The sequence below is a fragment of the Paenibacillus ihuae genome, assembly GCF_001368795.1.
Lineage (GTDB): Bacteria > Bacillota > Bacilli > Paenibacillales > Paenibacillaceae > Paenibacillus_AQ > Paenibacillus_AQ ihuae.
This window is the reverse complement of sequence record NZ_LN831198.1, coordinates 2,785,290-2,809,832: the sequence shown is the minus strand read 5'-3', so window position 1 is coordinate 2,809,832 and position 24,543 is coordinate 2,785,290. Positions and strand designations below refer to the sequence as shown.

Genomic DNA, 24,543 nt, shown 5'->3' with positions numbered 1-24,543 from the left:
CGCCAGCCGTAAGGTATCGTTGATTTGCGGGCTGGCGCTGCTGTGTTTTACATACTTTTCTGGTATTGGACCATCAGATAATGACTCATGAAATGGTAAATCAAAAATACTACAACTACAGCAAGTGTCACCCATAAAGGGGCTGAAATAAGAATTGTAATATAGGCGATCGCCATGATCAGCCATTGCGTGATGTCTGCAGCCTTAGCTTTGGCCCGGTTACGGATAACCGTATTCCGTTCATCGTTATAGTCGATGGTGGCCTGCTTTTCAAGCTCAGGATTTTTGCGTGCTGCACGGTTCATTAATAAGTTGGATATACTAACCCCCGCACTGCCCGCCCCAATGCCGATCATCGTACCCGAGAGAGCCTTGAATTCCTCATTGTTAAAAAAGAAGCTTGCTGCAATTGCGCAGATTCCGATGAACAGCAGTACTGCGTAGAAAGCCGATGATCTTCTCATTTCTGTTCCTCCTCGTAGATAAAAATCTCCTCAACGGACAGGTTGAAATAACGGGCGATTTTCAAAGCTAAAATGATGGAAGGGTTGTATCTTCCATTTTCGAGCGAGCCGATCGTCTGTCTGGATACCTCAAGCGCTGCTGCAAGCTCCTCCTGCTTAATACCGTGCTGTTTGCGTATTTCCTCAAGCCTGTTTTTCAAAGGATCACCTCACATCGCAAGATGGAAAGCATGCTTTCCATATCTAAAATATCATTAAAACCAACAAATGTAAAGCCTGCTTTCCATTTTGTTGAGAAAGTTATTGAGAGTATCGCCTGTTTAAATCGTTCGTCATTTTAGTCAAAAAGCAGCTCATTTGGGCCCAAAAAAACAGCGTATAACTTAAATTATACGCTGTTTCAGCTTGAATCAATTTTAATAACTGTTCACGCACAAGGCCTGGTTAAAAAAGAGTGGAAATTACTATTTTATACCATTTGCTAACTCGCTTACCCCATCTATTCCCGACCCGTGCTATAATGATTCAAAAACAGGCAGGTGGATAGTTTTGAAAACTGACAAAGCAGCCTCCGGGCAAAAATGGAGATCGGACAAGCTTTCCCGCTTGGGCTCATCGATTTTTTCGGAGGTGGCCAGCTGGAAGGAGGAAGCCCGGAGTTCAGGTCTGGATGTCATTGATCTCGGAATCGGCAGTCCCGATCAGGCGCCCGCTCCTGAGATACGCCAAGCTTTAAGTGCGGCCGTGCTTAGAGAGGATAGTTATTCTTATCCGGCTTCCAAAGGAAGTGCTGAATTCCGTGAACAAGCGGCGAAGTGGATGAACTGGCGGTTTGGGGTAGAGGTTGACCCGGAGGAGGAGCTGGTATCGTTAATGGGTTCGCAGGATGGCTTGGCCCATCTCGCCTTAGCGTTATGCAATCCGGGTGACCTCGCGATTGTACCTGACCCGGGTTATCCGATTTATACAGGAGCGCTGGCATTAGCCGGAGTTAGAGCCTGGCCGCTTCCGCTGCTTGAGGAAAATGCGTTCCTGCCGGATTTGGACAGCATACCGGAGGCAGTATGGCAGGAAGCGGTCTTTATTCTGCTCAGCTTCCCCGGAAATCCGATTTCTGTAACCGTAGACCTGGCTTATATGGAGAAGCTGGTTGCCTTAGCGAACAAATGGGATGTACTGATCATTCATGATCTCGCCTATTCCGAGATGGGTTTTGGTGGTTACCGGCCGATAAGCATTCTGCAGGTGCCTGGAGCAATACATACGGCAGTGGAGTTCCATTCCTTTTCCAAAAGCTTTAATATGGCCGGCAGCCGTATCGGTTTTATGACCGGCAACCGTGAAGCCGTAGGGGCACTTAGGGAGCTTAAAAGCAATGTAGATTATGGTGTGTTCAATCCGGTGCAGGAAGCAGCGGTGCTGGCGCTGGAGCTGGCGATGCAGGGGAACGGCCGGCTTGAGGTGGCCCCGCTGTATGAGCGCCGGCGGGACCTGTTTGTTGACGCGCTAGCCAAGGAGGGGTGGGCCGTTCCCAGTCCCGCAGCAACGATGTTCATCTGGGCACCGCTGCCTGAAGGATACACTTTTACAGAACAGGAGGGAAGGTCACGGCAGTTTGCCCATGAGCTGGTGCTGAAGACCGGCGTGGTGGTCATTCCTGGCGATGCTTTTGGGGCAGAAGGGGAAGGCTTTGTAAGGATTGCCCTGGTGGAGGATGAAGTACGGCTTCTGGAGGCTGCCCGAAGAATTGGCGAGTATTTGCGGACGATCCGATAGACAGTAAAAAGGACTTCCGGGGGAAGTCCTATTCTTTTATTTCGGCAAAGAGACTGCGAACAGTTTACTTTCAAACCGAATCAGCGCTGTTCCGTTATCAATTGCTATATTGCCGAAATAAGTATAGGATAGTCCGGTGTTAAACTGGCCGAGCGATGCTCCGGATTCTGCATCCATGACCGAGAAGCTTCCGTCCTCATAGCTTGCAAATACGTAATGATCTTTCTTCTCCACTTTGACAATTTTGCTGGAGGGGGTATTGAACGTTTGTATACGGTCATTTGCGAGATTGACTCCAGTTAATTTGGTGCCTTGCTGGAAAAATGCCATTCCCTCCACAGGGCCGGCAACCCAGCTTCCGTATCCGTTATAGCTTTTGGAGGCAGCGGATTCCCCTTGGCCGCGTGTGAAACGGGTAAGCGAAATTTCAGACTGATCAGGATCTCCACTTGCCGCATAGATATAAGGCTTTTGAATAAACGTGAAGAAGCTGCCTGTCCGTCTGACATCACCCAGCGGCTGATAGTTTTCCTCACCTGTTATTATACCGGTTGCGGGGTCCATTTGAACCAGAGTCAGCAAATGGCCTGGCACAGGGGCTGCTATTGTCTTGTTTTGCTCGTTGGCCCGCTTCTGCAGCACGAAATTCCCTCCATCTACAGAGATGACATCATAGATTCCTTCGGTTCTCCATAACTGCTTACCTGTTGCCGGGTCCAGACCATAAAATTGTGAGCGGATATTGTTGACAGTGCTGTATACAACTAAAACCCCATTATACTCACCGTAGAGGCTTCCTGCGTACATGGGGATCTTTGGATTTTCCCATAGCTTCTTGCCTGAGACGGGATTGTAGGCGATAATGCCTCCGCGCTCATTGGCAAAAATAACTTTTCCATTAATCAGACGGGCTTGCCCGCCGACTTCCATCGGGAGCCGGGCTACCTTAACCTTCCAGATCAGCTTGCCGGTAGTCGCTGAGATTTTCAGCAGATGATCACTGTTAGCGAAGACAAAGACAGAATTGTTCGTTACAATTTGCGGATTGGCAGCATTTCTATAAGACCAGAGCAGTTTGCCAGTGCTGATATTTTTGGCGTACAGGATGTTGTTTGCGGAATAATAGATGACGCCGTTCGAGACGGGCTGTTTCCCGGCACTGAATCCGCCTCCGTCTGCTTTTGCCTGCCAGCGCACTTGGATGGCTGCAGGTTTTGGGGATAGGGAGGCCTTTGCAGCTGCGAAAAGGGCAGAGCGGGTATTCAGAGGATTGATAATTGATGATCTGGCATCTGTTATAGAAGCCATACTGTAAACAAGCAGGCCGGAGGCCAGAAATGCAGTAAAACCAAGTTTGAATAATTTTGACAAGCAGCTCAACTCCTTATTTCTTCTCATATGAAGTAGACTTCCTGATTACAATAAAGTTTCTTGATTATGGAAAATAATAATATTTAGTTTACATATTAAATATTATGTAACCTAAAAATCATTTTAGTTCATATGTATACCAAAAAACCTGGCCAGTTCCGGATAGTTTTGGGCTGGCCAGGCTGTTATCGAAATCTGTAGTGACAGGATTTATTGCTTCAGCCAAGCGGTTGCCAGCAGCAACGCGCCTTTTTTGGCCTCTGTATCCGCCAGTGCATTCAGCATAACAAAATCATGGATGATACCCTGGAAACGCACAGCCGTTACGGCCACACCCGCTTCACGCAATTTATTGGCATAGGCTTCGCCCTCATCGCGGAGTACATCTGCTTCTCCGGTAATAATCAGGGCTTCCGGCAGACCGCTAAGCTGCTCGAGACTGGCACGGAGCGGGGAGGCAGTGATTTGTGCACGGTCCTCGGGACTAGTAGTATACTGATCCCAGAACCACTGCATGCCTGTCCGCTGGAGGAAATACCCCTCGGCGAACAAATGATAGGATTCGGTATCAAATGAGGCATCCGTAACCGGATAGAACAGCAGCTGCTTGGCGATTTTCGGCCCGCTGCGTTCTTTTGCCATCAGTGTAATGGCCGCTGTCATGTTACCGCCGACACTGTCACCGGCTACCGTCAATTTTCCGCTGTCCAGTCCGTACTCAGCGCCGTCCCGGGCAATCCATTCCAGTACGGCATAGATTTCTTCGATGGCAGTTGGATATTTGGCTTCCGGAGAGAGGCTATATTCCGGGAATATTACCGCCGCTTCAGCACCGACAGCCAGTTCACGGATGAGCCGGTCGTGGGTATGACTGTTGCCGAATACCCAGCCTGCGCCATGGATATAGAGAATTACAGGGAGAGCTTTGCCAGTTGTATTCTGCGGACGGAGAATCCGCACACGCACCTCACCGCCGGGACCGCCGGAGACAGTAAGATCTTGAATGTCAGCCTCAGGCTTATAAACTTCGCCGGATTGTACGCTGTTAACAGTCTCGCGGCCTTTTTCCGGACCCAGGTCAGGCAGAAAAGGGGGTTCCGCATTATCATTGGCAAATTTAAGGGCTGCAGGCTCTAGAATGATCTTTTTATCTGACATAGTAAATGTATCTCTCCTTTTATCTGAATATAGGTAGACTCTCTCCAGTCCATAAACCTATTTGCACATTCTGAAACAACGGAATCATTGGTTTACGCATAACGGCTTCGCTGAGAATTAAGAGTGTCAGCAACATTTATCCAAATTTTGCGTTTGTATTGAGGTGAGGTGATCACTATGAGAATCGGCCGGAAATTAGCAGCTGTGGCCATATTCGTCTTATTGTTGGCTGGCTGCAGCGGGCAACCCAACACCGAAACTATCGCAGAGAAGGCGGAAATACCTGAACTAAAAGATATGCCAATGGCGGAAAGGACATACAGGGCACAGCCTCCGCTCCCCAAAGTAACCGCCGGGACTACGGAAATTCCTGTGGTCCAAGACAGTTATTGCTGGGATTATCTGGGCTGCCGTGATTACGTTGGGGGTAAAACGATGTATAACGGGCAGGCTTTAACCTCCGTTGCGCCGGGTGAAGATATTCAGATTCTACTTGATTATCAGCCCCAGCCGTCCAAGGTTAATGTAGCAGAGATAAAGGACGACAACTCGTATGAAGCCGTTCCCTTATCAGAAGGCGGATTTGCAGCTCCTAAAGAGAGTGGAGTATATTACTACACTTATTTTGCGACATGGACGACTGCAGACGGGAAGTACACACTTAATCAGACCTCAGCAGTATTTGCCGTGGAAATACAATAGCACGAGAATGGAAAAGAGAACAGGCCGCGTTATCCTTGAATGATAAGGACAACGAGGCCTGTTTGTATGGGATAACCGGTTTTGCGTATTTTTAGATTACTTTGGACTTCTCCTGTGGGGTATTGACCTCAGACAGGTCAGTAATAGAAGCATGTTTATTTCTTAGTAAAATAATTATTGTAAAAACCGCAGTGATGACTAGCGGATAGCCAATCGCCCAGCCGGTAAAAGGGAACACAGACACCGTAGCCGCAAATGAAATCCAGCTGATTATGACGCCGGGGCGGTGGCCTTTGAGCAGCCGGATGCCTGCAGCACAGCCGCCGATATAGGTCAAAATGAAAGTGGCATTCGGAAACTGGATCAAGGTGGTAATGGACAATAGACCACTGCCATACAGGAATAATACAGCTGCAAAACAGGCCAGCAAAAACCCGATAGCCCCGGTAGGCGTATGATACCGCTCTGATAAACGGCCCATCCATTTCGGGGCATATCCTTGGCGGGACAACGCGAACGCCACCCGGGAAGCTGCACCGGTATAAGCAATAATCGTAGCGGTACAGATGAACAGCCCCGTTAACCCGGCAATAAATCCGCCCCATGAACCGAGCGGCTGGCTGATGATCCAGACCAGCGAGGAGTCTGCTCCGCCCCGGAGGTAGCTTTGGGTGCCGACAGTGGCCAGTGCCGACAGGAAGTAGAGGACTCCGACGATAATGGCGGCAATTGTGACGCCTTTAACCGCGGCCCGCTGCGGGTCCTTAAATTCTTCAGACAGATGGGATACGGCTTCCCAGCCGATGAAGCACCAGAAAAGAATGGCCGCCGACTGCCCGATACTGGTCCAGCCGTGAGGCATAAATGGCGTGAAATGTACACTTTCCATCCGCGGGAGTGCTGCGGCGAAGGAGAAGACCAATACGGCAATAATGGCGATTACGACAGCGATCTGTACTTTGCCCGCTACCTGCATGCCGATCCAGTTCGTGATCAGTCCGATGGCCAGCATGGCTGCAGCTATCGCAATTCTTGCGCCGTCACCCCAGCCAAGGGCTGCTGTCATATAACCGGCTCCAGTCAGAGCAGCTACCGGCCCGCCGATCGGAACGGACATCAGAAAGAACCAGCCGACCAGGCTCCCGGCTTTCGGGCCGAAGGCCAGAGTGACGAAATAGGACACCCCGCCTGCGTTCGGGAATTTGGCGGAGAGCAGTCCCATGGATAGCGCCAGGGGCAGAATGAGCAGAGTCATGAACCCCCAGGCCAGCAGGGAAGCCGGGCCGGACATTTCCGCCGCCAGACCGGGAACAATCAGCACGCCCGATCCAAGGACGGCGCCGATGTAGAGTGCAATCGCCTGCGGCATCCCGATATTACGTTCCAGTGAATGTTTTTCCTTCATATAATAGTCCCGCTTTCCTTGTATTTAAGTACAGAGTATCAGATAATGAATCCATTGGAAAAACGGAATTATTAAATACTATCCATTCAAAAAACCGATAATAGCATGAAACAGGGGAGGGTTATGAACGTTCTATGGAATCACGGCATTTATTCACGTTCCTGGTTGTAGTGGAAGCTGGCAGTTTCACGCGGGCTGCCCAAAAGCTGGACTATGCCCAGTCCAGTATTACAGCACAGATTCAGTCCCTGGAGGCTGAGCTCGGCCAGCCTTTATTTGACCGGATCGGCAAAAAAATCATGCTCACCGATGCCGGACGCCGTTTACTTCCCTATGCGCAGGAAATCTCGCGGATGCATTCGCTGGCGCGCGATGCGCTGCGCTCAGAGACGGAGCTGTCGGGTGTACTGCGCATTGGTGCGCCTGAATCGCTGGCGGCTTTCCGGCTGCCGGGAATTATTAAGGAATTCCGCGGCTGTCATCCGCAGGTTCAGATTACGCTGAAGCCCGGCGCTTGCTGGGAGCTGACTGATTTTGTCCGAACAGGTGAGCTTGACCTTGCTTTTCTGCTTCAGCCTGAGACGGAGTATAAGGATTTACAATGTGAAACGCTGATTCATGAGGCCATGACAATGATAGCGCCGCTGAATCACCCGCTAATGAATGCGGCGGAGGTTGAACCGATTGATCTTAAAAATGAAACCATTCTCCATACCGAGACGGGCTGCACCTACCGGACACTTTTTGAACGTCATTTGAACAGTCACGGCGTATTTCCCGATCCGAATCTGGAATTTTGGAGTATTGAAGCGATTAAGCAGTGTGTGATGTCGGGATTGGGTATCTCCTTCCTGCCGCTGATAACGGTGAGAAGTGAGCTGGCAGAGGGTAAGCTGGCCCGGCTGAATTGGAATGATGAGGCACAGCGTGTAGCTACGCAGATTGTCTATCATCACAAAAAATGGATTTCACCTGCACTTCATGAATTCTTAAACATAGTCCAGACACATGCTGTCAAGTGGCGTGAAGAGGCGGCCAACAGCTGAGATTTACGCATAGTGGATTCGGATGGAGTATTGATTTTACATGGATTGTCTATGGTACAATAGGATTTCGGAAATGGGGGGATAGTGATGAATGATTCAGAATCAGACTATGTGGAAGAGCTGGAAGCTTTTCTGATCTGGATGAAGGATGCCGGTTATACAGCATATACACAGAAATCCTATCTGGCTGATGTACGCGAGTTTCTGGAGGGCCTAAACTCCAAGCCGCTTGGATCCGTCAAAAAGCTCCATGTCGTCTCTTATCTGACTTCTGTCCGTGAACGAGGGGTCAGCGACGCGACACGTAACCGCAAACATGCCTCGATTAACTGCCTGTTCAAAGCACTGATTGAGCTTGAACTGCTTAGTGTCAATCCGGCGGCAGGCATCAAGAAGTCCAAAACAGAAAAGAACCGTGAACCTGTCTATCTGGATGAAGGCGACCTGCAGCGGTTCTTATCTGCTATAGACGGCAAATACCGCAGCCGCAATCTGGCTGTCTTTTTACTCATGTCCTATATGGGCCTGCGGGTAGGGGAGGTTCACACGCTTAATCTGAGTGATTACAACGCGGAACGCCGCTTACTCCGTGTATTCGGGAAAGGGCGGAAATGGCGCAATGTTCCGGTTCCGGAGGATGTAGCCCCTTATCTGGAGCAGGCAATGAAAGAACGGCTAACCCCGTGGCGCAGCAAAGAGGAAGCGATGTTCATTTCTCAAAAAGGCCGAAGACTCTCCATCCGTGGTATTCAGGGAATCGCAGCCCATACATTCGGACGGTTTCAGAAAGGTGTACCTGAGGCGCACCGCCGGTCCTATTCAAGTCATAAGCTGCGGCATTCCTTCGCTACTATGCTGCTGCGCAAGGGTGCGGATCTGCGTACAGTTCAGGAACTGCTGGGTCACTCATCTATTCAAACGACAACAGTGTATACACATATCACGAGCCGCGAGAAGGAAGAAGCGATGGCCAGACTGCAAATCAGCATGCCAATGATGGAAGTATCAGCAATAAAGTAACATAACCTACATTATGTCAATCTACTTCAAAACAGCCGACGGACTAAACAGTTCGCCGGCTGTTTTTGTTCTCAAATTATTGCTGGAACAGCCTTAAGCATGATACATAAATAAATAACTTGTTATTGTATTGTTTTTGAATTATCCTAACAACAGATAGGTATAAAATTTTTTTGTTATAAACAGCGTTGAGAGAAACAAGTTACGATCATTTAATAGGAGGACTGGACTGTGAAAGAACTGTTTTTTAAAGGAATGACCTATGGCTGGGAATCAACGCGAGGGGCGTTCAGACAGCCGTATGCGGAGGATTCACTGCGCAAACTGGCAGAGACCGGAAGTGAATGGATAGCTTTATCCTTCTGGACATGGCAAGATACTGTGCACTCAACTAATATTTATTTTGATTACGGATATACGATGACTGACAGGGATATTGAGCATGCCGTGCGTCTGGCGAAGGAACTGGGGCTGAAGGTGTGCCTGAAGCCGGTAGTAAATTCAAGGGACGGCATCTGGAGAGCGCGGATCGGTTTTCCTGAGGAAGGGGACAGTTACTGGGAAGCCTGGTTCAATTCCTATACGAATTTCATCAAGCATTACGCAGAGCTGGCAGAGGAGCTTGAATGTGAGATGTTCTGTATCGGCTGTGAAATGGTGGCAACAGAGTCAAGGGAAACAGAGTGGCGCCATTTAATAGGTGAGGTTAAAAGTTTATACACCGGCCCTATCGTATACAATGCGAACCATGGCAAAGAGGAGGGCATCGACTGGCTTGATGCTGTAGATTATATTGGAACAAGCGCCTATTATCCGGTAGCCTCCGTTCCGGGTGATTCCTACGAGAACATGCGCCTGGCATGGGAGGAACAGAAGCCGCGGCTGAAGGCGTTGGCTGAGCGGTTCGGCAAGCCGCTGGTCTTTATCGAAATCGGCTGCCGCAGCGCGCTTGGCTGTGCCACTATGCCATGGGACTTTACACATAAGGAGCTTCCCGCTTCGGAACAAGAGCAGGCGAATTTTTACCGTTCAGCGCTTGAAACGTTCTGGGACGAACCCTGGTTTGCGGGATTCTTCTGGTGGGATTGGAGCACTCGCTTGTATAAGGCTGAGGAAGCCTCTACCAATGTCGGTTTTGACATTTATGGTAAAGAAGCAGAGCAAGTATTGCGGGAATATTACAAACGCCCTGTCATCAGATAATGCAGAAATGATCCGCAAGCTGGAGCAAATGCGCCAGTCTGCGGATCATTTTTCTTACACTCATTCAAGCGGGATGTTAATTGTAACCAAGATACTATTATCATTGTCAGGCAAAAATGTTTCATGTTATATTATCAAGATGACATGGTGAGTAAACTCCGTCCTTTAGCAGTGGTGGTATGCCATACACTCAAAGGACGGTTTCTTTTGTGTGCAGGGATTGGATTACAGTTCAAGCTTGGAGATTTCCGCCTTGAGTTTATCTCCCGATTTCCGGAACAATGCCTGTTCTTCATCACTGAGCGGCAAATCAAGGACTTCCCGTACACCGGAGCGGTCAACCACACATGGCGCACCCAGGAATACATCCGAAACCCCGTTATAGTTGTTGAGCAGGGTGGAGACGTTAAGCACCGCGCCTTCATTGTCCAGGATGGAGACGACAATACGGTCAAGTGCCAGTGCAATCGCGTAAGAAGTAGAGCCTTTGGCATCGATAATTTCGTAAGCGGCATTTTTGGTGTCTTCGAAGATCTCCTGGCGTTCGGCTTCGTCGAAGCCGAGATCAATCCCGGCGACATTGGACAAGCTCCATACCGGAAGCTCGGAATCTCCATGTTCACCGATAATTTGACCATGAATGCTGCGCGGATCGATTTCTTTATGCTTCCCGATCAGATAACGGAAACGTGCACTATCGAGCACTGTACCGGAACCGATGACACGTCTGCGGTCGAAGCCGCTGATTTTCAGGGTGGCGTAAGCCAGGATATCGACCGGATTCGTTGCAATCAGCAGAATGGCGTGCTGGTTGTATTTCGTAATTTTTTGGATGATGTCTTTAAAGATCGAGATGTTTTTGCGCAGAAGGTCGATTCGGGTCTCACCAGGCTTCTGGGATGCACCGGCGGTTACGATGATAATATCCGCTTCCCGGCAATCTTCGTAGGTACCTGCCCATAGCTTCACACCGCCGACAAACGGCATGCCGTGGTTCATGTCCAATGCTTCACCAAGTGCCTTCTGATGATTAACATCTATAAGTACCAATTCTTGCATGCGTCTGCGTAGAAGCAGGGTATATGCAGTTGTCGTTCCTACTGCACCTGTGCCGATTACCACGACACGATTGGGCTTGAATGGGGGGGCCATTGTTACATCTCCTCCGAGTTTGAATTTTTTGTGTCCAATCTTAAACATCATAATCGCTAAGGATAGTGTTTTCAAGCATCCTGTTTTTAATCCATTACCCGAAAACGGGCATGCTAACTATAATATTTGGCAGAATGGAGAGAATTATGTTTACGGTATCCACCTTATTTTTGTTTATTGGAGCCGCAGTGCTGCTGATTTTGATTCCTGGACCGGATCTCATTTTTGCTGTGACTCAGGGGATTGCGAATGGCCGCAGGGCGGGAGTTTATACAGCTGCCGGACTGGCACTGGGAAACACGGTACATACGCTGGCCGCTGCACTTGGGCTCTCGATTATTGTGACTACGTCACCGGTGCTTTTTACGGTTTTCAAGATTGCCGGGGCAGTTTATCTGTTCAATTTGGCTGTTAAATCCCTGAAATACCGCAAAACGGCAAGGGTGCTGCAGACAGGAGAGAAGAAAGACAAGCGTGTACTGCTGCGGAAAGGACTCTTGATGAATATCCTCAATCCGAAGGTAGCGATTTTCTTTCTCACCTTTCTGCCGCAATTTGTGAATTATGATCATGGCTTTGTACCGCTGCAAATGGTAGTACTGGGACTGGTCTTCATTTTTCTGACTTTTTTGATTTTTGGACTGCTTGCATATTTTGCAGGTAGTTTCAGCAGTAAGTTTTTGGAGAAGCCCCGGATGCAGGAGGGCGCCAATCTTGCTGCCGGAGTTATTTTTGTAGGGCTGGGCATCAAATTGTTGACTACCTCGCCTTAGCACCACACACACATCTATTATCGACAGGAGAGAAAAGAAGTATGGATTTATTCCGCAAAAAACCGCTGGTTGCACCTCAAAGTGACAATGCCGGCAACCTCAGCAAAACCTTGGGGGCACTTGATCTCACTACACTCGGTGTAGGAGCGATTATAGGCACCGGCATTTTTGTTATGACAGGAGTTGCAGCTGCACAGCATGCCGGACCCGGACTGGTACTGTCCTTTGTACTGGCCGGATTCGCCTGTGTGCTTTCAGCACTCTGTTATTCAGAGTTCGCCTCTACACTTCCGGTATCCGGGAGCGCTTATGCTTACAGCTATGTTGCTTTTGGCGAGCTGCTAGCCTGGATCCTGGGCTGGGATCTGGTACTTGAATATGGAGTTGCAGCTGCGGCGGTTAGCAGCGGTTGGTCCGGTTATTTCCAGGGACTCCTGGATGGATTCGGAGTACATTTGCCCACGGCGCTCTCCGGGGCTTATAATGCGGACAAAGGAACTTTTATTAATTTACCCGCAGTGATTATTATTTTGCTGATTTCTTATCTATTAACCCGGGGGGTCAAAGAAACAGCCCGGTTCAATGCCATTATGGTTGTCATCAAGTTATCGGTGGTGCTTCTGTTCATCTTTACCGGTATATTTTACGTGAAACCGGAAAACTGGACACCATTTCTCCCGTTCGGCTTCCATGGGGTTGTAAATGGGGCAGCTACCGTATTTTTTGCCTATATCGGTTTTGATGCCCTATCAACTGCAGCTGAGGAGGTCAAACGTCCGCAGCGGGATTTGCCGATTGGTATTATTTCTTCGCTTGCGATCTGTACGGTTCTCTATATAACCGTCTCCCTGGTACTGACCGGTATTGTTCCCTACCAGAGTCTGAATGTAAGTGATCCGGTTTCCTTCGCCTTGCGATTCGTCAATCAGAATACGATTGCCGGATTAATCTCAATTGGCGCTATTGCCGGTATGACTACGGTTCTGCTCGTATTGCTGTTTGGCCAGACCCGGCTTTTGTTTGCCATCTCACGGGACGGGCTGCTGCCTGAGATATTATCCAAGGTCAGTGCGAAGACACATACACCTGTACGCAGCACCTGGGTGGTCGGAGGGATTATCGCGGTATTGACCGGTTTTGTCCCACTCGACCGGCTGGCTAATCTGACCAGTATAGGTACACTATTCGCGTTTCTGGTCGTATCACTCGGTGTTATTGTGCTGCGCCGGACTCACCCCGACTTAAAAAGAGGCTTTAGAGTACCATGGGTACCGTTCATCCCGCTGCTAAGTGCAGCAGCCTGCGGGTATTTGATGTATAATTTGGGCAGAGAGACTTGGATCGGCTTTATCCTTTGGCTGATTCTCGGCCTGCTGGTTTATTGGCTGTACGGATACAAGCATAGTAAGATGAATCGTAAATAATCGAGATACGAAAAGGGGAGAGAGTCTTGTTATCCGAAACAACAGGCTACAAGCTTCTGAGAACAGCGATTGCTTTTCTCATGATCCTGCTGATTCTTTCGGCCTGCTCTTCATCCCCGGTGCCTGAGCCAACTCAGCCCCCACAGCCGACGGAAGCGCCGGAAGAGGGGCAGACGATTACCCTGATTACACCTGGTGATGCCAAGAACGTGACGAATGATAGTGCACCTAAATATCAAATTCAGACCCGGCTGACTGATTTCCGGCTGTTGAATCCATCGGTGGGTCTGGCCTGGGGCGTCACCAAAAATGAGCTGCGGATCTATATGACCAGGGATAACGGCGGGACATGGGCTAATATATCACCGTCTGCCAATGTGCAGTTTCTATCCAATCCGGTTTACGGCGAAGAGATTTTTTTCACGGATCCGAGTAATGGCTGGATTATCCGCAGCGCATTTGGCATGACAGAGACAGTGGTGCTGCGTACGACAGATGGCGGCCGGAGCTGGAAAGTGACTTCCTTTCCCGATTCGAATACCATATCGTCCATCTATTTTAATTCACCTCAGTCGGGCTGGCTGATGACTTCCTGGGATGCAAATGCCACCAAGGAGAGCAAGGCTTTGTATGTTACTGCGGACGGCGGGGCAACCTGGAATATGATTATGCAGAACGAGCAGTATAATCCGAAATTGCCAAACAATACAATTCCTATGGCCGGGGTTATTACTGGAATGATTTTTAAGGATATGAACCGTGGATTTGTGACACTCCAGACAGGTGCGCTGCCCAAAATTTATATGACCAGTGATAACGGGTCAACCTGGAGTCCGGGACCGGAATTCCTGGTGAATGAAGAATGGGAAGGCTGTGATAAGGTCATTACCGGAGAACCCGAGTTTTTCGGGGATAATAACACCTCCGGCTGGCTGCCGGTAGCCTGTCAAATTGATAAAAAAAACAGCGTTTCCTATAATGGTTATTTTACAGCGAATGGTGGAGACAACTGGAAGTTCGTAAATTTTGCACTCAGCAGCCAGACTGGAATCAATCGCCATCTGCCCCCTGTTTTTTTAAATACTAAGGTCGGCTGGATCCTGAATGGAAATCTGATGTACAAAACGGTGAACCAGGGCCAAACTTGGACTGCACTGCCTGCTAGCAGTGTACTGCAATCCAAGCTGCTGGAATACCCGGAGATTGTGAAGCTCCAGTTCATCTCAGACGATGTAGGCTGGCTTCTAATCCAAAAAGAAGTGGACCGCAGATCGATTCTTCTGCAGACAACCAATGGTGGAGTCAGTTGGCGGGTTATGTAAGAGTATGGATAGAAAAGAGGGCTGCCCAGGCAGCCTTCTTTTTTGAATTTCCTAATGTTCACGTTCAATGTGATATAATGGCACAAAGATTCGTATTATAAACCTAGCTTACCTAAAGCTGATTAAGCAAAAAAAACGTATTTAAAATTTTCTTTAAAAATGTGAAAAAAATCACATGACAAACGGCGAATCCTGTGATATATTTAACACATAGAAAGCAAGTTCATTTTTTCACAAACTTTAATCCCGAAGAGGAGCGATTACAATGACAACTTTTGAAACGGATTATACGACTAGAAACCTGCTGCAATTGTGCTATAACTGCGATGATGCCCACCTGTGTGAGACCGAAGAACAATGCAGAGCGTGCTGGGCTGAGAATGGTATGCTTCCAGTAGAAGAGAACGAAACCAAACAACTCCTTGATCTTGTACATGCTTAATATGTTAGAACAAATAGAAGATAGTAAAGACCACATATGTTCTCGAAATTGAGGACAGCGTGGTCTTTTTGTTTATGTTGTATAGAATTTCAGCTGCCGTATCCCTGATTTTCTTATTTATGATGCTGTATTTGCGGCTAAGGGCATATACATGTACAGTAGCACCCTGGAGAGAGATTCAGGGAGCAGCCGCAAGTATTTGGGGATTAAGGGGGAATAAGTCATGGGAATGGGCTCGGATCCTTCTTGGATGTTTGATCTTACCGGGACGGTGATACCGATTTTCCTCGTCGTGATGATTGGCATAGTCGCTGTATCTGTGGGCAGGGGATTGTTTCAATGGAGCCGCAACAACAGCTCACCCTTACTGACCATCCCCGCCCGCATTGTCAGTAAACGCAGTGAAGTCCGCCAGCAGCAGCTTCAGGATGAAAGCCAGAGCAGCCGCACCAGCACGACCTATTATTTAACCTATGAAGCCCAGGATGGTGCGCGGATGGAATTCAAGGTGGACGGGAATGAATTCGGAATGAGTGCAGAAGGGGATAGAGGATTACTGACATACCAGGGGACAAGATACCATGGTTTTCAGCGGCATCCTCATTACTCTACTGCGGAATAGAGCTTGTCTTCAATTAGAGCTGCTGAGCCTCAAGCGTCTTGTTTACTATATAATACGTTTTGCTGTACAATCCCCTTGTTTCCGGTTTTGGAACAAGGGGATATTTATATTATGCTAAGCTAACTTTTTGAAGGGAGAATCATACTCGTGAACTATGCAGATAAAACAGTTATTGTAACCGGCGCCGGTCATGGTATTGGTAGAGCAATTGCCGGAGCGTATGCTGCTGAAGGTGCAAACGTTATTATTGCAGAGCTGAATGCAGCTCTTGGTCAGGAAGCGGCGGAGGAGATCATGCAAAGAGGCGGAGCTGCTGAATTCGTGGCTTGTGATGTGAGTATAGAGGAACAGATAGTTGCCTTAGTCGCCCATACAGCCCGCGAATACGGTACCATCGATATCCTGATTAATAATGCAGGGATTGCCAATGCGCACACCAAGACGTTGTACGAGCTCTCTGCGGACGAATGGGACAAGGTGCTTAACACCAATGCCCGGAGTGTTTTTCTGGCCACTCGTGAGGCAGCTAAAATCATGCGGAAGAATGCAGCAGGAGGCGCTGTTGTGAATCTGTCTTCCACCCGTTCGTTAATGTCTGAACCTAATACGGAAGCTTATGCGGCCTCCAAGGGAGCAATTTCAGCCTTAACGCATGCCATGGCGGTCACATTAGGGGAGGATGGTATCACGGTGAATTGTATCAGCCCCGGCTGGATTGAGACCGGTGATTATGCGCAGCTGCGTGAGATTGAACATAACAGCATCCTTCCGGACGGGTAGGTAAGCCGGAGGACACTGCCCGGGCCTGTCTTTATTTAATGGCACCGGAGAATAACTTTATTACCGGCGCACAGCTAGTGATTGATGGAGGGATGACCCGTAAAATGATTTATGAACCCTAAATCACTCAAATAAAAAGTACCGGGAGAAATTGGGCACGGACTGTCACCTCTTAGGCGAATGCACATACAATACAGCGAGCAGTTAAGAAAAGTGGCAAGTACAAGGAGGAGAAAGCGTGGCCGTCATCAAAGCGAACTCAGAAGATGTAAAGGTGCTCGCACGGCTTATGAGGGCTGAGGCCGAAGAGGATGGGGAATCGGGCATGCTGATGGTTGGCAATGTAGGTGTGAACCGGATTCTAGGCAATTGTCTGGACTTCAAAAACATTCGCAATGTGAATGATATGGTGTACCAGAGTCCAGGCGGCTTCGAGGCCCCGCAGAAGGGATATTTCTATCAGCGCGCGCGGGATAGGGACATCCGCTTGGCCCAAAGAGCTATAGGAGGTGAAAGAACCTGGCCGGCTTCCAATGCCTTATGGTTCTTCCGTCCTGTGGGAGCTTGTCCTGCCGAGTGGTATAACCAGCGGAATACCGGACGCTACAAAGCCCACTGCTTCTTTACACCGACTGCTGGAGATTGCCCGGCTGTATACTAGACAACGCAGCCCGCTGGAGACAGACTGACTGACAGGATGAAATTCCAAAGTCTGTCTCCCTGGCTAACAACTATTAGGAGGTTTTATACAAATGATAGGTCAACCTTACCGTCCCGTTACTTATATGATGGGCAGCAACGCTTCCGGTGGCATGATGCCAGCCGGGTCAATGGGAACTATGGGTTCAATGGGATCCATGGGAACTCCGGGTACTATGGGTACAATGGGTACAATGGGAACTGTGCCGCCTCAAGTTACAAGCGGAAGTCCGATGACTCCGACTGGAACGGTGGTACCAACAACCGCGCCGGTCTTCGAACAATCCTATATCGAGAATATTTTCCGTCTTAACTTGGGTAAGATCGGTACGTTCTACTACACATATGAGAACAACAAAGAGTGGAATGCGAAGATATACAAAGGCGTTCTTGAAGCAGCCGGCCGTGATCACATCATAATCAGCGATCCGGCTACCGGACAGCGGACCGTCCTGCTGATGGTTAATTTCGATTATGCAACCTTCGATGAACCGCTCGTTTACCAATATCCAGGTGTCATAGGCAATCCGCCAACCCGCAACTGGCGTTAATGCGCTTCTGCTTCCTATCCATAGAAAACAGTCCAAAGAAACAGCAGACCCCTTTATGGCGGTCTGCTGTTTCTTTGGTAGTACAAGAAAGTTCCTTATCCGCTGATAAGCCGGGCTGGAGTACAAAAGTTGACGGAGCGGGCTCTGAGGATTTAACATATATATTAAAAGTTTTATGCAGATTTCTTCAATTAATACGTTTTGGGGAAGGGATGTCCCAGAGAAAGACAACTAGATCATATTTTACAATGGTTTAGACCTGTTTTTGTACTGCGAGTAATAATATAATATTGTATATATTTATAAATCCGTGATTTCAGTCAGGAGATGAAGGCATTGGGAAATTGATTCTGAAAGGAACAGCTGACGTTATGCAGGCTGACATTTTTAACAAACGAAGGAGGTGGGCCTATCCGCCCGAATGAGGAGACGGTGGATAGGAGTATAAATTGAGCGACCCTTTACCCGGTATATTACATGTAGGTCTTATTATTTTGCTTGTGCTGTTTAACGGCTTTTTTGTTTCGGTAGAGTATGCAATGGTCAAGGTACGCAGTGGCCGCATTGAATCGCTGATTGAGGAAGGCAGCAAAAGAGCGCTCGCAGCAAGAAATATTGTACACAATCTGGATGCTTATCTGTCCGCCTGCCAGCTGGGCATCACGCTTGCCTCGCTTGCTCTGGGGTGGCTTGGAGAACCTGCTGTAGCCACGATTGTGGGGCCGCTTGTAACAAGCTTAGGCTTTGGCGATGCAGCCGTTTATGTGATTTCACTGATTATTGCCTTTATGTTTATCACGGTTCTGCATATTGTCCTTGGAGAGCTTGCTCCCAAGACCATTGCGGTGAACAAAGCGGAAGCGGTACTTCTGCTAACCTCGGGAGCCATGAATGTGTTCTACCGGATCATGTATCCGTTTATCTGGATCGTGAATGGTTTGGCCAGGGGGCTGCTACGCATTTTCCGTTTGTCACCGGCTTCGGAGCTGGCGACAGCGCACACTGAGGAAGAGATCCGTATTATCATGCAGGAGAGCAATAAGAGCGGGCTGATCGACAATACCGAAATGACACTGGTAGACAATATTTTTGAATTTGCTGATACCATGGCGCGCGAGATCATGATCCCCCGGACTGAAATGATCTGTTTGAACAGCCATCTCTCTACAGAGGAGAACCTGGAAATCGCCTTTGATGGAATGAGAACCCGTTATCCGGTCTGCGACGGTGATAAAGATCATATTCTCGGATTTATTCATATTAAGGATATGATCCGTGAGCAGGCTCCGAAGTACAATGAATTGATTCGTCCTATTCTTACGGTTCCGGAGTCGATCCAGATTAGTGCGCTTCTTAAGGTAATGCAGCGTGCCAAGACCCAAATTGCTATTCTGATTGATGAGTATGGCGGTACTTCGGGCATGGTTACCCTGGAAGACATTATGGAAGAGATTGTCGGAGAGATTCAGGATGAGTTCGATGAGGAACGTCCCGGCGTTGAGAAGCTGGGGGAGAATGAATATTCTATTGATGGTCTTATGCTAATTGAAGAAATAAATGACTTGCTGGGACTTCATATGGAGACGGACGACTATGATACAATCGGCGGCTGGTTGTATTCCAAGCTGGAGATTAATCCGCCGCAAAAAGGCCAGACCTTCGAATTTGACGGCCACCTGTTTGTGGTGGACGAAACAGACAACAAACGGATTTCCCGGATAAAACTGCTGAAGATGCAGTTATTGACGGAGGAAGCCGGAGCGTAATTTTAAATCTACAGGAGGCATGGCGCTGAGCAATTGGCCTGTGCTTTTTGCAGTAAATAACGAACTTATGGAACGGATACTGTCTCCTTAGGAGAGTATTCCGTTTCTTTTTTTTGATAAAATTGACCATATAATGATCATATTTGGCCGATTGGTGCCGTTTCTTGTCGGGTAAAGGTAGTGTAAATAGTATATTTATATATTACTGATGAAGAAAGGGGGAGGGGCGAATGCTGCATCATCAGGATCATTACAGTGAGCTGCTGGTCCTCTTTTCCGTTGTAATAGCATTACTTACCTGTTTTGCAACCCTTGATCTGGCAGAACGGCTGGTTCGCGGAAAACGAGGGTATCGCTTTATCCTTGTGATATCCTGCATCCTGGGCACTGGGATGTGGAGTATGCATTATATCGGCATGCGGGCTATGAAACTGGAGGTTACCGTATCGTATGATCTTCCGTTGCTGCTGCTGTCCCTGGTTGTGTCCATAGCCGCGTCCTACGCGCTTCTTCTGCTCCTAAGTAGTCCTTACACACGCAGCAAGGGTTATTTGGCGTTCGGCGGTATATTGTTCAGCAGCGGTATTCTCATCATGCATCTTAGCGGAATTATGTCTATGAAGTTTGCCGGTGACTATGAGCAGAGCCAGATTTCTGTCCTGCTGTCCATTGTATTCTCTCTAGCTGTTCCGGTAATTACTGCTTCGTACAACCCCAAGTGGATAGAAAATGACTATAACATGTTCACGGCGAAAAAAATATTGCTTGTATCCGTACTGACCGCTTCCTTAACGGGAACACATTATACAGCGATGTCAGGTGCGTCATTTCCAACCGACAAGGCACTTATTTATTCAAGTACAGCCACCTTACTGGCGGATTCGTTCCTGGGTATGATCCTTGCCTGTTCCTTTATATTAATTGTATTAATCGTTCTGATGCTTCTTTATAAAGACCGTAAACGGGTCCTCTTCTCTGCAAAATTCAATGAGCAGCGGTATACGGCATTATTTGAATCCAGCCCGGATATGGTGCTCTGTATCGATCCGTTCCGTAAAAAAGTCATCAGCGCCAATCCTTCATTGCGGCATACGACCGGCTATGGAAAGGAAGAGCTGGATGATTACAAAAAGATCCTGTGCACTCCAGAAGATGAGGCCTTACTTAAGGCAGCGGTTAAGCAGGCCGTGGAAGGGCACTCTGCTAAGCTGGAACTTGCAGTGAAAATAAAAAGCGGCGGAAGGCTGATCTGCAGTACTACTGTCTTTCCGCTCATCAATGACAAGCAGCGGTTCGTATATATCGTTGCTGAGGATGTAACCGCAATTGTTAAGTTTCAACAGGAGCTGATTATTGCCAAGGAAGCGGCGGAAAGCGCAGACCGGATGAAAAGCGAATTTTTGGCCATAATGAGCCATGAAATCAGAACACCGCTGAACGGGATTATTGGAATTAATCAGCTTTTGGCAGAGGATATTGAGAATCCGGACCAGCAGGAAATGCTCCGGCTGCAATATAGAAGCAGTCAAGCGCTGCTTAATGTAATAAGTGATGTTCTGGATATTTCCCGTCTGGAGTCAGATGGAATGCAGCTGCGCAGAGAAACCTTTCAACTTTCTGTATTGCTGCAGGAGTGTATATATTTGTTTGAAGCAACCGCCAGAGAAAAGAATCTGCAGCTCCATTTGCAGGTAGCGGGGGATATTCCAGAATATTTGATCGGAGACAGCTTGAGGATCCGCCAAATTATGGTGAATCTAATCGGTAATGCCGTGAAATTCACTCCGTTTGGTGAGATACATGTAACTGTAGAATCCTCTGATGTGCAAGAGAACGGCCAGGGATTAACATTCAGAATAAAAGATACAGGCATCGGAATCCCTCCGGAAAAAATGGAGCTGCTGTTTCAGCCGTTCACCCAGCTGGATGCCTCGCATAGCAGACAATATCAAGGTACAGGGCTAGGCCTCGCAATAAGTAAGAAGCTGATAGAGCTCATGAATGGCCGGATATGGGTTGAATCGGAGGTTGATAAAGGTACAGAGTTTATTTTAAATATTAGGCTGCCGTCCGCGGAGACAGAGCCCCGGCAAGTGCAGGATAAGAAAGAACAGAATGGGAGGCAAATGAAACCGGAGGCCGTGTAAGCTCTTGTTTGCCAAATTGAGAAGTTTAATTATATAATTTTAAATTATATGATTCATATCTTATGGGTCCTCATGGACAGAAAGGAACTCTCAGTTGAGCCAAAACAAACGGAAAACCGCCGCGATTCCCCAAATGAGCAAACAGGAGAAACGTAAGGCAGAGCTGGAGCAGCAGAAGCAGAAAACGAGAATCCTAATTGTCAGCACAATAGCTGTAGTGGTCATTATCTTTGTAGGTTTATATTTGCTGGCAGCAAAAGACAATTCCAATGAGGGTACTTCCGCCGAGCCGGTAAGTTTCAACTACAGTGAACTTCCTAGACTCGGAAAAGAGGATGCACCGGTCAAAATCGTCGAATTCGGTGATTTTAAATGTCCGGCCTGCGCTCAATTCACGGGGGTTATTAAGCCGCAGATTGTCCAGGAGTATGTGAATCAGGATAAGGCAGCCTTTTATTTTGTAAACATGGCCTTTCTCGGCCCGGATTCGACTACAGCCTCGCTCGCCGCATTGTCTGTCTATCATCAGAACAGTGATGCATTCTGGACCTATTATGACGCTCTCTATGCCAATCAGGGCGACGAGAACAAGGAATGGGCGACCACAGACTATTTAGTGGATCTGGCCCGTAAGGAAAGCCTGCCGGTTGATTTTGATCTGCTGCGCAAAGATATTGAAGACAAGACCTATATGGATGAATTGCAGAACGATATTGATCTTGCTAAAAACGCAGGAGTTAGTTCAACACCAACCGTATTTGTTAATGGAGTAATGGTGGAAGAACCGTTTAATATTGAAGCCATCGACGCCCAGATCAAAGTGGCCTCTGAAGCGTTGGTTGCCGAGTGATGGAATTCTCTACCTTTTGCCGTCGCCACTGTCTTTATTTGGCCTGGTTTGTGTCCATCATTGCCGTTGCCGGCAGCTTGTACTTAAGTGAAGTCCTCAAATATGAACCCTGTAAGCTGTGCTGGTTCCAGCGTATCTTTATGTATCCGCAGCTGTTTCTGCTTGGAATTGCCACCTACCGGGGGGATAAGCGCATCATTCCCTACGTATTGCCTTTAAGTATTATTGGCGGGAGCATCTCATTGTATCACTATGCCGAGCAGAAGATTCCTGCGCTGAGCAAAGTGCTTCCCTGCACCGTCGGCGTTCCTTGTAATCAGGATTATATTAACTTATTGGGGTTCATTACAATTCCTTTAATGGCACTGACAGCGTTTGTGCTGATCACAATATTGCTGTGGACTGGACGCAAGACTGATCAGCCGGAATAGGCAAAGGGTAGACTGATTTTTGCACCTAAATAATTCCTGTTTTTTCTGTCACATTTAACATCCAAAACACTCAAAAACCAAGGTAATGAGGGATAATGCAAGAGAATGAAAGATCAACTTATCCCCGATCTTGGATTTGCGTGTTTTGGATGTTTTTTCATTATTTTTTCATTTGATTCAAAGCTTTACTGTAAATGCATTGTAGACTATCATTAGACCTTGTGAGAAGTTGAATATGCGCTGAATTTTCCGAAGGGAAAACGGGGGAACCAAACTTGGCCGCAGGGCCATTGGGGTGAATCGGAAGCGGCCAGAATGACCGCAACTGTAGGGCTACCACAGCCCGAATCCGCCAGCTAACCTCGTAAGCAAGGGTGGGATAATGACCATGCCTAGGCATGCGGATCATTTCCGTATGCTTATTTTTGTGCCTGCATTTATGAAATCCGCCTATGAAAACAGCGCACGGTACTACCGTTTCAACTCACAAAGAGAGGAACTGTTACTACAATGGTAAGCAAGGTAAAACGACTATTGATCGGGCGTCCGATGAAGTCGAACGAACTCGATCATGAAAAGTTATCCAAGGTGAAAGCACTGGCTGTCCTGTCTTCTGATGCGCTCTCGTCTGTAGCCTACGGAACGGAACAAATCCTGATTGTACTGGTGGCCGCAGGTTTCACTGCCATCTGGTACTCACTGCCAATTGCATTAGCCGTTCTGGGCTTGCTGGCCATACTTATTTTGTCCTATCGCCAGACGATCTTCGCTTATCCGCAAGGGGGCGGGGCTTACATCGTGGCCAAGAGCAATCTGGGTGTTCCTACCGGTCTATTAGCCGGAGGCTCTTTGTTGGTAGATTATATTCTTACTGTTGCGGTTAGTGCCTCAGCCGGTACAGACGCGATTACATCCGCTTTTCCAGGTTTGCATGATCATTCTGTACTGATTGCGGTATCCGTTATTTTACTGTTAACAATTATCAATCTGCGCGGCGTTACGGAATCGGCTTCTTTCATTGCAATCCCGGTATATTTGTTCGTAGTATCTATCTTTGTCCTGATTGTTGCCGGAGTATTCAAATACATGACCGGCGGCGCTCATGCCAATGTGCCTGAAATCGGGTCCGCTGTATCAAACGTCAGTCTGTTCCTCCTGCTTAAGGCGTTCAGCTCCGGCTGTTCGGCCCTGACCGGGGTAGAAGCGGTATCGAATGCTATCCCGAACTTCAAGGCGCCGGCGGAAAAAAATGCAGCCAAAACCTTGATGATGATGGGGCTTATCCTTGGTATTATGTTTACAGGAATCACCTTGCTGGCCTACTGGTACGGAGTAATGCCTGATGAAAAAGCAACCGTTGTTTCACAAATTGCTGAATCTACTTTCGGCCGCGGTGGTTTGTACTTCTTCATTCAAGGGATCACGGCAGTAATTTTGTT

At 48.1% G+C, this 24,543-nt stretch carries 23 protein-coding genes, 1 pseudogene and 1 riboswitch; of the genes and pseudogenes, 18 read left to right on the top strand and 6 right to left on the bottom strand.

Annotation, left to right across the window (positions count from 1 at the left end; all coding sequences use genetic code 11):
- Positions 1-47: 47 nt before the first annotated feature.
- Positions 48-464 (bottom strand): hypothetical protein, encoded by a 417-nt coding sequence (locus AQR02_RS12760; protein ID WP_054940819.1) that lies wholly within the window; start codon positions 462-464, stop codon positions 48-50.
- Complete coding sequence (locus AQR02_RS12755) at positions 461-664, bottom strand: helix-turn-helix transcriptional regulator (protein ID WP_054940818.1); 204 nt, start codon at positions 662-664, stop codon at positions 461-463. The genes AQR02_RS12760 and AQR02_RS12755 overlap by 4 nt, the downstream gene beginning before the upstream one ends.
- A gap of 349 nt (positions 665-1,013) precedes the next feature.
- Here AQR02_RS12755 and AQR02_RS12750 point away from each other — a divergent pair, with 349 nt between their 5' ends.
- Positions 1,014-2,240 (top strand): aminotransferase class I/II-fold pyridoxal phosphate-dependent enzyme, encoded by a 1,227-nt coding sequence (locus AQR02_RS12750; protein WP_054940817.1) that lies wholly within the window; start codon positions 1,014-1,016, stop codon positions 2,238-2,240.
- A 36-nt stretch (positions 2,241-2,276) separates the two neighbouring features.
- On the opposite strand, the gene AQR02_RS12745 is transcribed toward AQR02_RS12750, so the two are convergent.
- Both AQR02_RS12745 and AQR02_RS12740 read right to left on the bottom strand, forming a co-directional pair.
- On the bottom strand, positions 2,277-3,611 hold the full coding sequence (locus AQR02_RS12745) for an outer membrane protein assembly factor BamB family protein (protein ID WP_054940816.1): 1,335 nt from the start codon (positions 3,609-3,611) through the stop codon (positions 2,277-2,279).
- Between the two features lie 210 nt (positions 3,612-3,821).
- Positions 3,822-4,769, bottom strand: a complete 948-nt coding sequence (locus AQR02_RS12740) for an alpha/beta hydrolase fold domain-containing protein (protein WP_054940815.1) — start codon at positions 4,767-4,769, stop codon at positions 3,822-3,824.
- A gap of 303 nt (positions 4,770-5,072) precedes the next feature.
- On the opposite strand from AQR02_RS12740, the gene AQR02_RS12735 reads away from it, so the two are divergent.
- Positions 5,073-5,471, top strand: a complete 399-nt coding sequence (locus AQR02_RS12735; RefSeq protein WP_159067759.1) for a hypothetical protein — start codon at positions 5,073-5,075, stop codon at positions 5,469-5,471.
- 91 nt (positions 5,472-5,562) lie between these two features.
- On the opposite strand, the gene AQR02_RS12730 is transcribed toward AQR02_RS12735, so the two are convergent.
- Entirely contained in the window at positions 5,563-6,876 is a 1,314-nt protein-coding gene (locus AQR02_RS12730; RefSeq protein WP_054940813.1) for an APC family permease, read from the bottom strand.
- A gap of 134 nt (positions 6,877-7,010) precedes the next feature.
- Between AQR02_RS12730 and AQR02_RS12725 the strand changes: the two genes are divergently transcribed.
- From AQR02_RS12725 to AQR02_RS12715, 3 genes are all read left to right on the top strand, one after another.
- A complete protein-coding gene (locus tag AQR02_RS12725; RefSeq protein WP_054940812.1) occupies positions 7,011-7,922 on the top strand; it encodes a LysR family transcriptional regulator in 912 nt (303 codons plus the stop codon).
- An 87-nt stretch (positions 7,923-8,009) separates the two neighbouring features.
- The gene (locus AQR02_RS12720; protein ID WP_054940811.1) at positions 8,010-8,942 is read left to right on the top strand and encodes a tyrosine-type recombinase/integrase; all 933 of its coding nucleotides are present in this window, start codon (positions 8,010-8,012) and stop codon (positions 8,940-8,942) included.
- A 231-nt stretch (positions 8,943-9,173) separates the two neighbouring features.
- On the top strand, positions 9,174-10,145 hold the full coding sequence (locus AQR02_RS12715; protein WP_245237377.1) for a glycoside hydrolase family 113: 972 nt from the start codon (positions 9,174-9,176) through the stop codon (positions 10,143-10,145).
- A 225-nt stretch (positions 10,146-10,370) separates the two neighbouring features.
- Here the strand turns inward: AQR02_RS12715 and AQR02_RS12710 are convergent, their stop codons facing one another.
- Positions 10,371-11,297, bottom strand: a complete 927-nt coding sequence (locus AQR02_RS12710; RefSeq protein ID WP_054940810.1) for an L-lactate dehydrogenase — start codon at positions 11,295-11,297, stop codon at positions 10,371-10,373.
- A gap of 110 nt (positions 11,298-11,407) precedes the next feature.
- Here AQR02_RS12710 and AQR02_RS12705 point away from each other — a divergent pair, with 110 nt between their 5' ends.
- The 13 genes and pseudogenes from AQR02_RS12705 to AQR02_RS34165 all read left to right on the top strand — a co-directional run.
- Positions 11,408-12,070, top strand: a complete 663-nt coding sequence (locus AQR02_RS12705) for a LysE family translocator (RefSeq protein ID WP_245237375.1) — start codon at positions 11,408-11,410, stop codon at positions 12,068-12,070.
- 41 nt (positions 12,071-12,111) lie between these two features.
- The gene (bcaP, locus tag AQR02_RS12700) at positions 12,112-13,494 is read left to right on the top strand and encodes a branched-chain amino acid transporter BcaP (protein WP_054940808.1); all 1,383 of its coding nucleotides are present in this window, start codon (positions 12,112-12,114) and stop codon (positions 13,492-13,494) included.
- A 26-nt stretch (positions 13,495-13,520) separates the two neighbouring features.
- Entirely contained in the window at positions 13,521-14,816 is a 1,296-nt protein-coding gene (locus AQR02_RS12695) for a WD40/YVTN/BNR-like repeat-containing protein (protein ID WP_054940807.1), read from the top strand.
- Between the two features lie 265 nt (positions 14,817-15,081).
- Positions 15,082-15,258: a hypothetical protein gene (locus AQR02_RS32850; RefSeq protein ID WP_167347614.1), complete on the top strand. Its 177-nt coding sequence runs from the start codon at positions 15,082-15,084 to the stop codon at positions 15,256-15,258.
- A 229-nt stretch (positions 15,259-15,487) separates the two neighbouring features.
- The gene (locus tag AQR02_RS12690) at positions 15,488-15,880 is read left to right on the top strand and encodes a DUF2500 domain-containing protein (RefSeq protein ID WP_054942090.1); all 393 of its coding nucleotides are present in this window, start codon (positions 15,488-15,490) and stop codon (positions 15,878-15,880) included.
- Between the two features lie 147 nt (positions 15,881-16,027).
- Positions 16,028-16,782: pseudogene (locus AQR02_RS12685) on the top strand (SDR family NAD(P)-dependent oxidoreductase).
- Between the two features lie 116 nt (positions 16,783-16,898).
- The gene (locus AQR02_RS12680) at positions 16,899-17,321 is read left to right on the top strand and encodes a cell wall hydrolase (protein WP_054940806.1); all 423 of its coding nucleotides are present in this window, start codon (positions 16,899-16,901) and stop codon (positions 17,319-17,321) included.
- A gap of 178 nt (positions 17,322-17,499) precedes the next feature.
- On the top strand, positions 17,500-17,910 hold the full coding sequence (gene gerQ, locus AQR02_RS12675) for a spore coat protein GerQ (RefSeq protein WP_425340008.1): 411 nt from the start codon (positions 17,500-17,502) through the stop codon (positions 17,908-17,910).
- 449 nt (positions 17,911-18,359) lie between these two features.
- Entirely contained in the window at positions 18,360-19,676 is a 1,317-nt protein-coding gene (locus tag AQR02_RS12670; RefSeq protein WP_054940804.1) for a hemolysin family protein, read from the top strand.
- 230 nt (positions 19,677-19,906) lie between these two features.
- On the top strand, positions 19,907-21,823 hold the full coding sequence (locus tag AQR02_RS12665) for an ATP-binding protein (RefSeq protein ID WP_054940803.1): 1,917 nt from the start codon (positions 19,907-19,909) through the stop codon (positions 21,821-21,823).
- 133 nt (positions 21,824-21,956) lie between these two features.
- A complete protein-coding gene (locus AQR02_RS12660; protein WP_054942089.1) occupies positions 21,957-22,673 on the top strand; it encodes a DsbA family protein in 717 nt (238 codons plus the stop codon).
- A complete protein-coding gene (locus AQR02_RS12655) occupies positions 22,673-23,104 on the top strand; it encodes a disulfide oxidoreductase (RefSeq protein WP_054940802.1) in 432 nt (143 codons plus the stop codon). Before AQR02_RS12660 ends, AQR02_RS12655 begins: the two co-directional genes overlap by 1 nt.
- Before the next feature lie 228 nt (positions 23,105-23,332).
- Positions 23,333-23,490: riboswitch (cyclic di-AMP (ydaO/yuaA leader) on the top strand.
- Positions 23,491-23,614: 124 nt separating this feature from the next.
- Positions 23,615-24,543: APC family permease (locus AQR02_RS34165; RefSeq protein ID WP_245237374.1), on the top strand; the 929-nt coding region annotated here is incomplete at its 3' end.

What these genes read in the sequence shown, in the direction of transcription:
- AQR02_RS12760 (WP_054940819.1), bottom strand. Translation starts at nt 464, where the DNA reads ATGAGAAGATCATCGGCTTTCTACGCAGTACTGCTGTTCATCGGAATC.
- AQR02_RS12740 (WP_054940815.1), bottom strand. Translation starts at nt 4,769, where the DNA reads ATGTCAGATAAAAAGATCATTCTAGAGCCTGCAGCCCTTAAATTTGCC.
- AQR02_RS12735 (WP_159067759.1), top strand. Translation starts at nt 5,073, where the DNA reads ATGGCGGAAAGGACATACAGGGCACAGCCTCCGCTCCCCAAAGTAACC.
- AQR02_RS12730 (WP_054940813.1), bottom strand. Translation starts at nt 6,876, where the DNA reads ATGAAGGAAAAACATTCACTGGAACGTAATATCGGGATGCCGCAGGCG.
- AQR02_RS12725 (WP_054940812.1), top strand. Translation starts at nt 7,011, where the DNA reads ATGGAATCACGGCATTTATTCACGTTCCTGGTTGTAGTGGAAGCTGGC.
- AQR02_RS12720 (WP_054940811.1), top strand. Translation starts at nt 8,010, where the DNA reads ATGAATGATTCAGAATCAGACTATGTGGAAGAGCTGGAAGCTTTTCTG.
- AQR02_RS12710 (WP_054940810.1), bottom strand. Translation starts at nt 11,297, where the DNA reads ATGGCCCCCCCATTCAAGCCCAATCGTGTCGTGGTAATCGGCACAGGT.
- AQR02_RS12705 (WP_245237375.1), top strand. Translation starts at nt 11,408, where the DNA reads ATGCTAACTATAATATTTGGCAGAATGGAGAGAATTATGTTTACGGTA.
- bcaP (WP_054940808.1), top strand. Translation starts at nt 12,112, where the DNA reads ATGGATTTATTCCGCAAAAAACCGCTGGTTGCACCTCAAAGTGACAAT.
- AQR02_RS32850 (WP_167347614.1), top strand. Translation starts at nt 15,082, where the DNA reads ATGACAACTTTTGAAACGGATTATACGACTAGAAACCTGCTGCAATTG.
- AQR02_RS12690 (WP_054942090.1), top strand. Translation starts at nt 15,488, where the DNA reads ATGGGCTCGGATCCTTCTTGGATGTTTGATCTTACCGGGACGGTGATA.
- gerQ (WP_425340008.1), top strand. Translation starts at nt 17,500, where the DNA reads ATGGGTTCAATGGGATCCATGGGAACTCCGGGTACTATGGGTACAATG.
- AQR02_RS12665 (WP_054940803.1), top strand. Translation starts at nt 19,907, where the DNA reads ATGCTGCATCATCAGGATCATTACAGTGAGCTGCTGGTCCTCTTTTCC.
- AQR02_RS12660 (WP_054942089.1), top strand. Translation starts at nt 21,957, where the DNA reads ATGAGCAAACAGGAGAAACGTAAGGCAGAGCTGGAGCAGCAGAAGCAG.
- AQR02_RS12655 (WP_054940802.1), top strand. Translation starts at nt 22,673, where the DNA reads ATGGAATTCTCTACCTTTTGCCGTCGCCACTGTCTTTATTTGGCCTGG.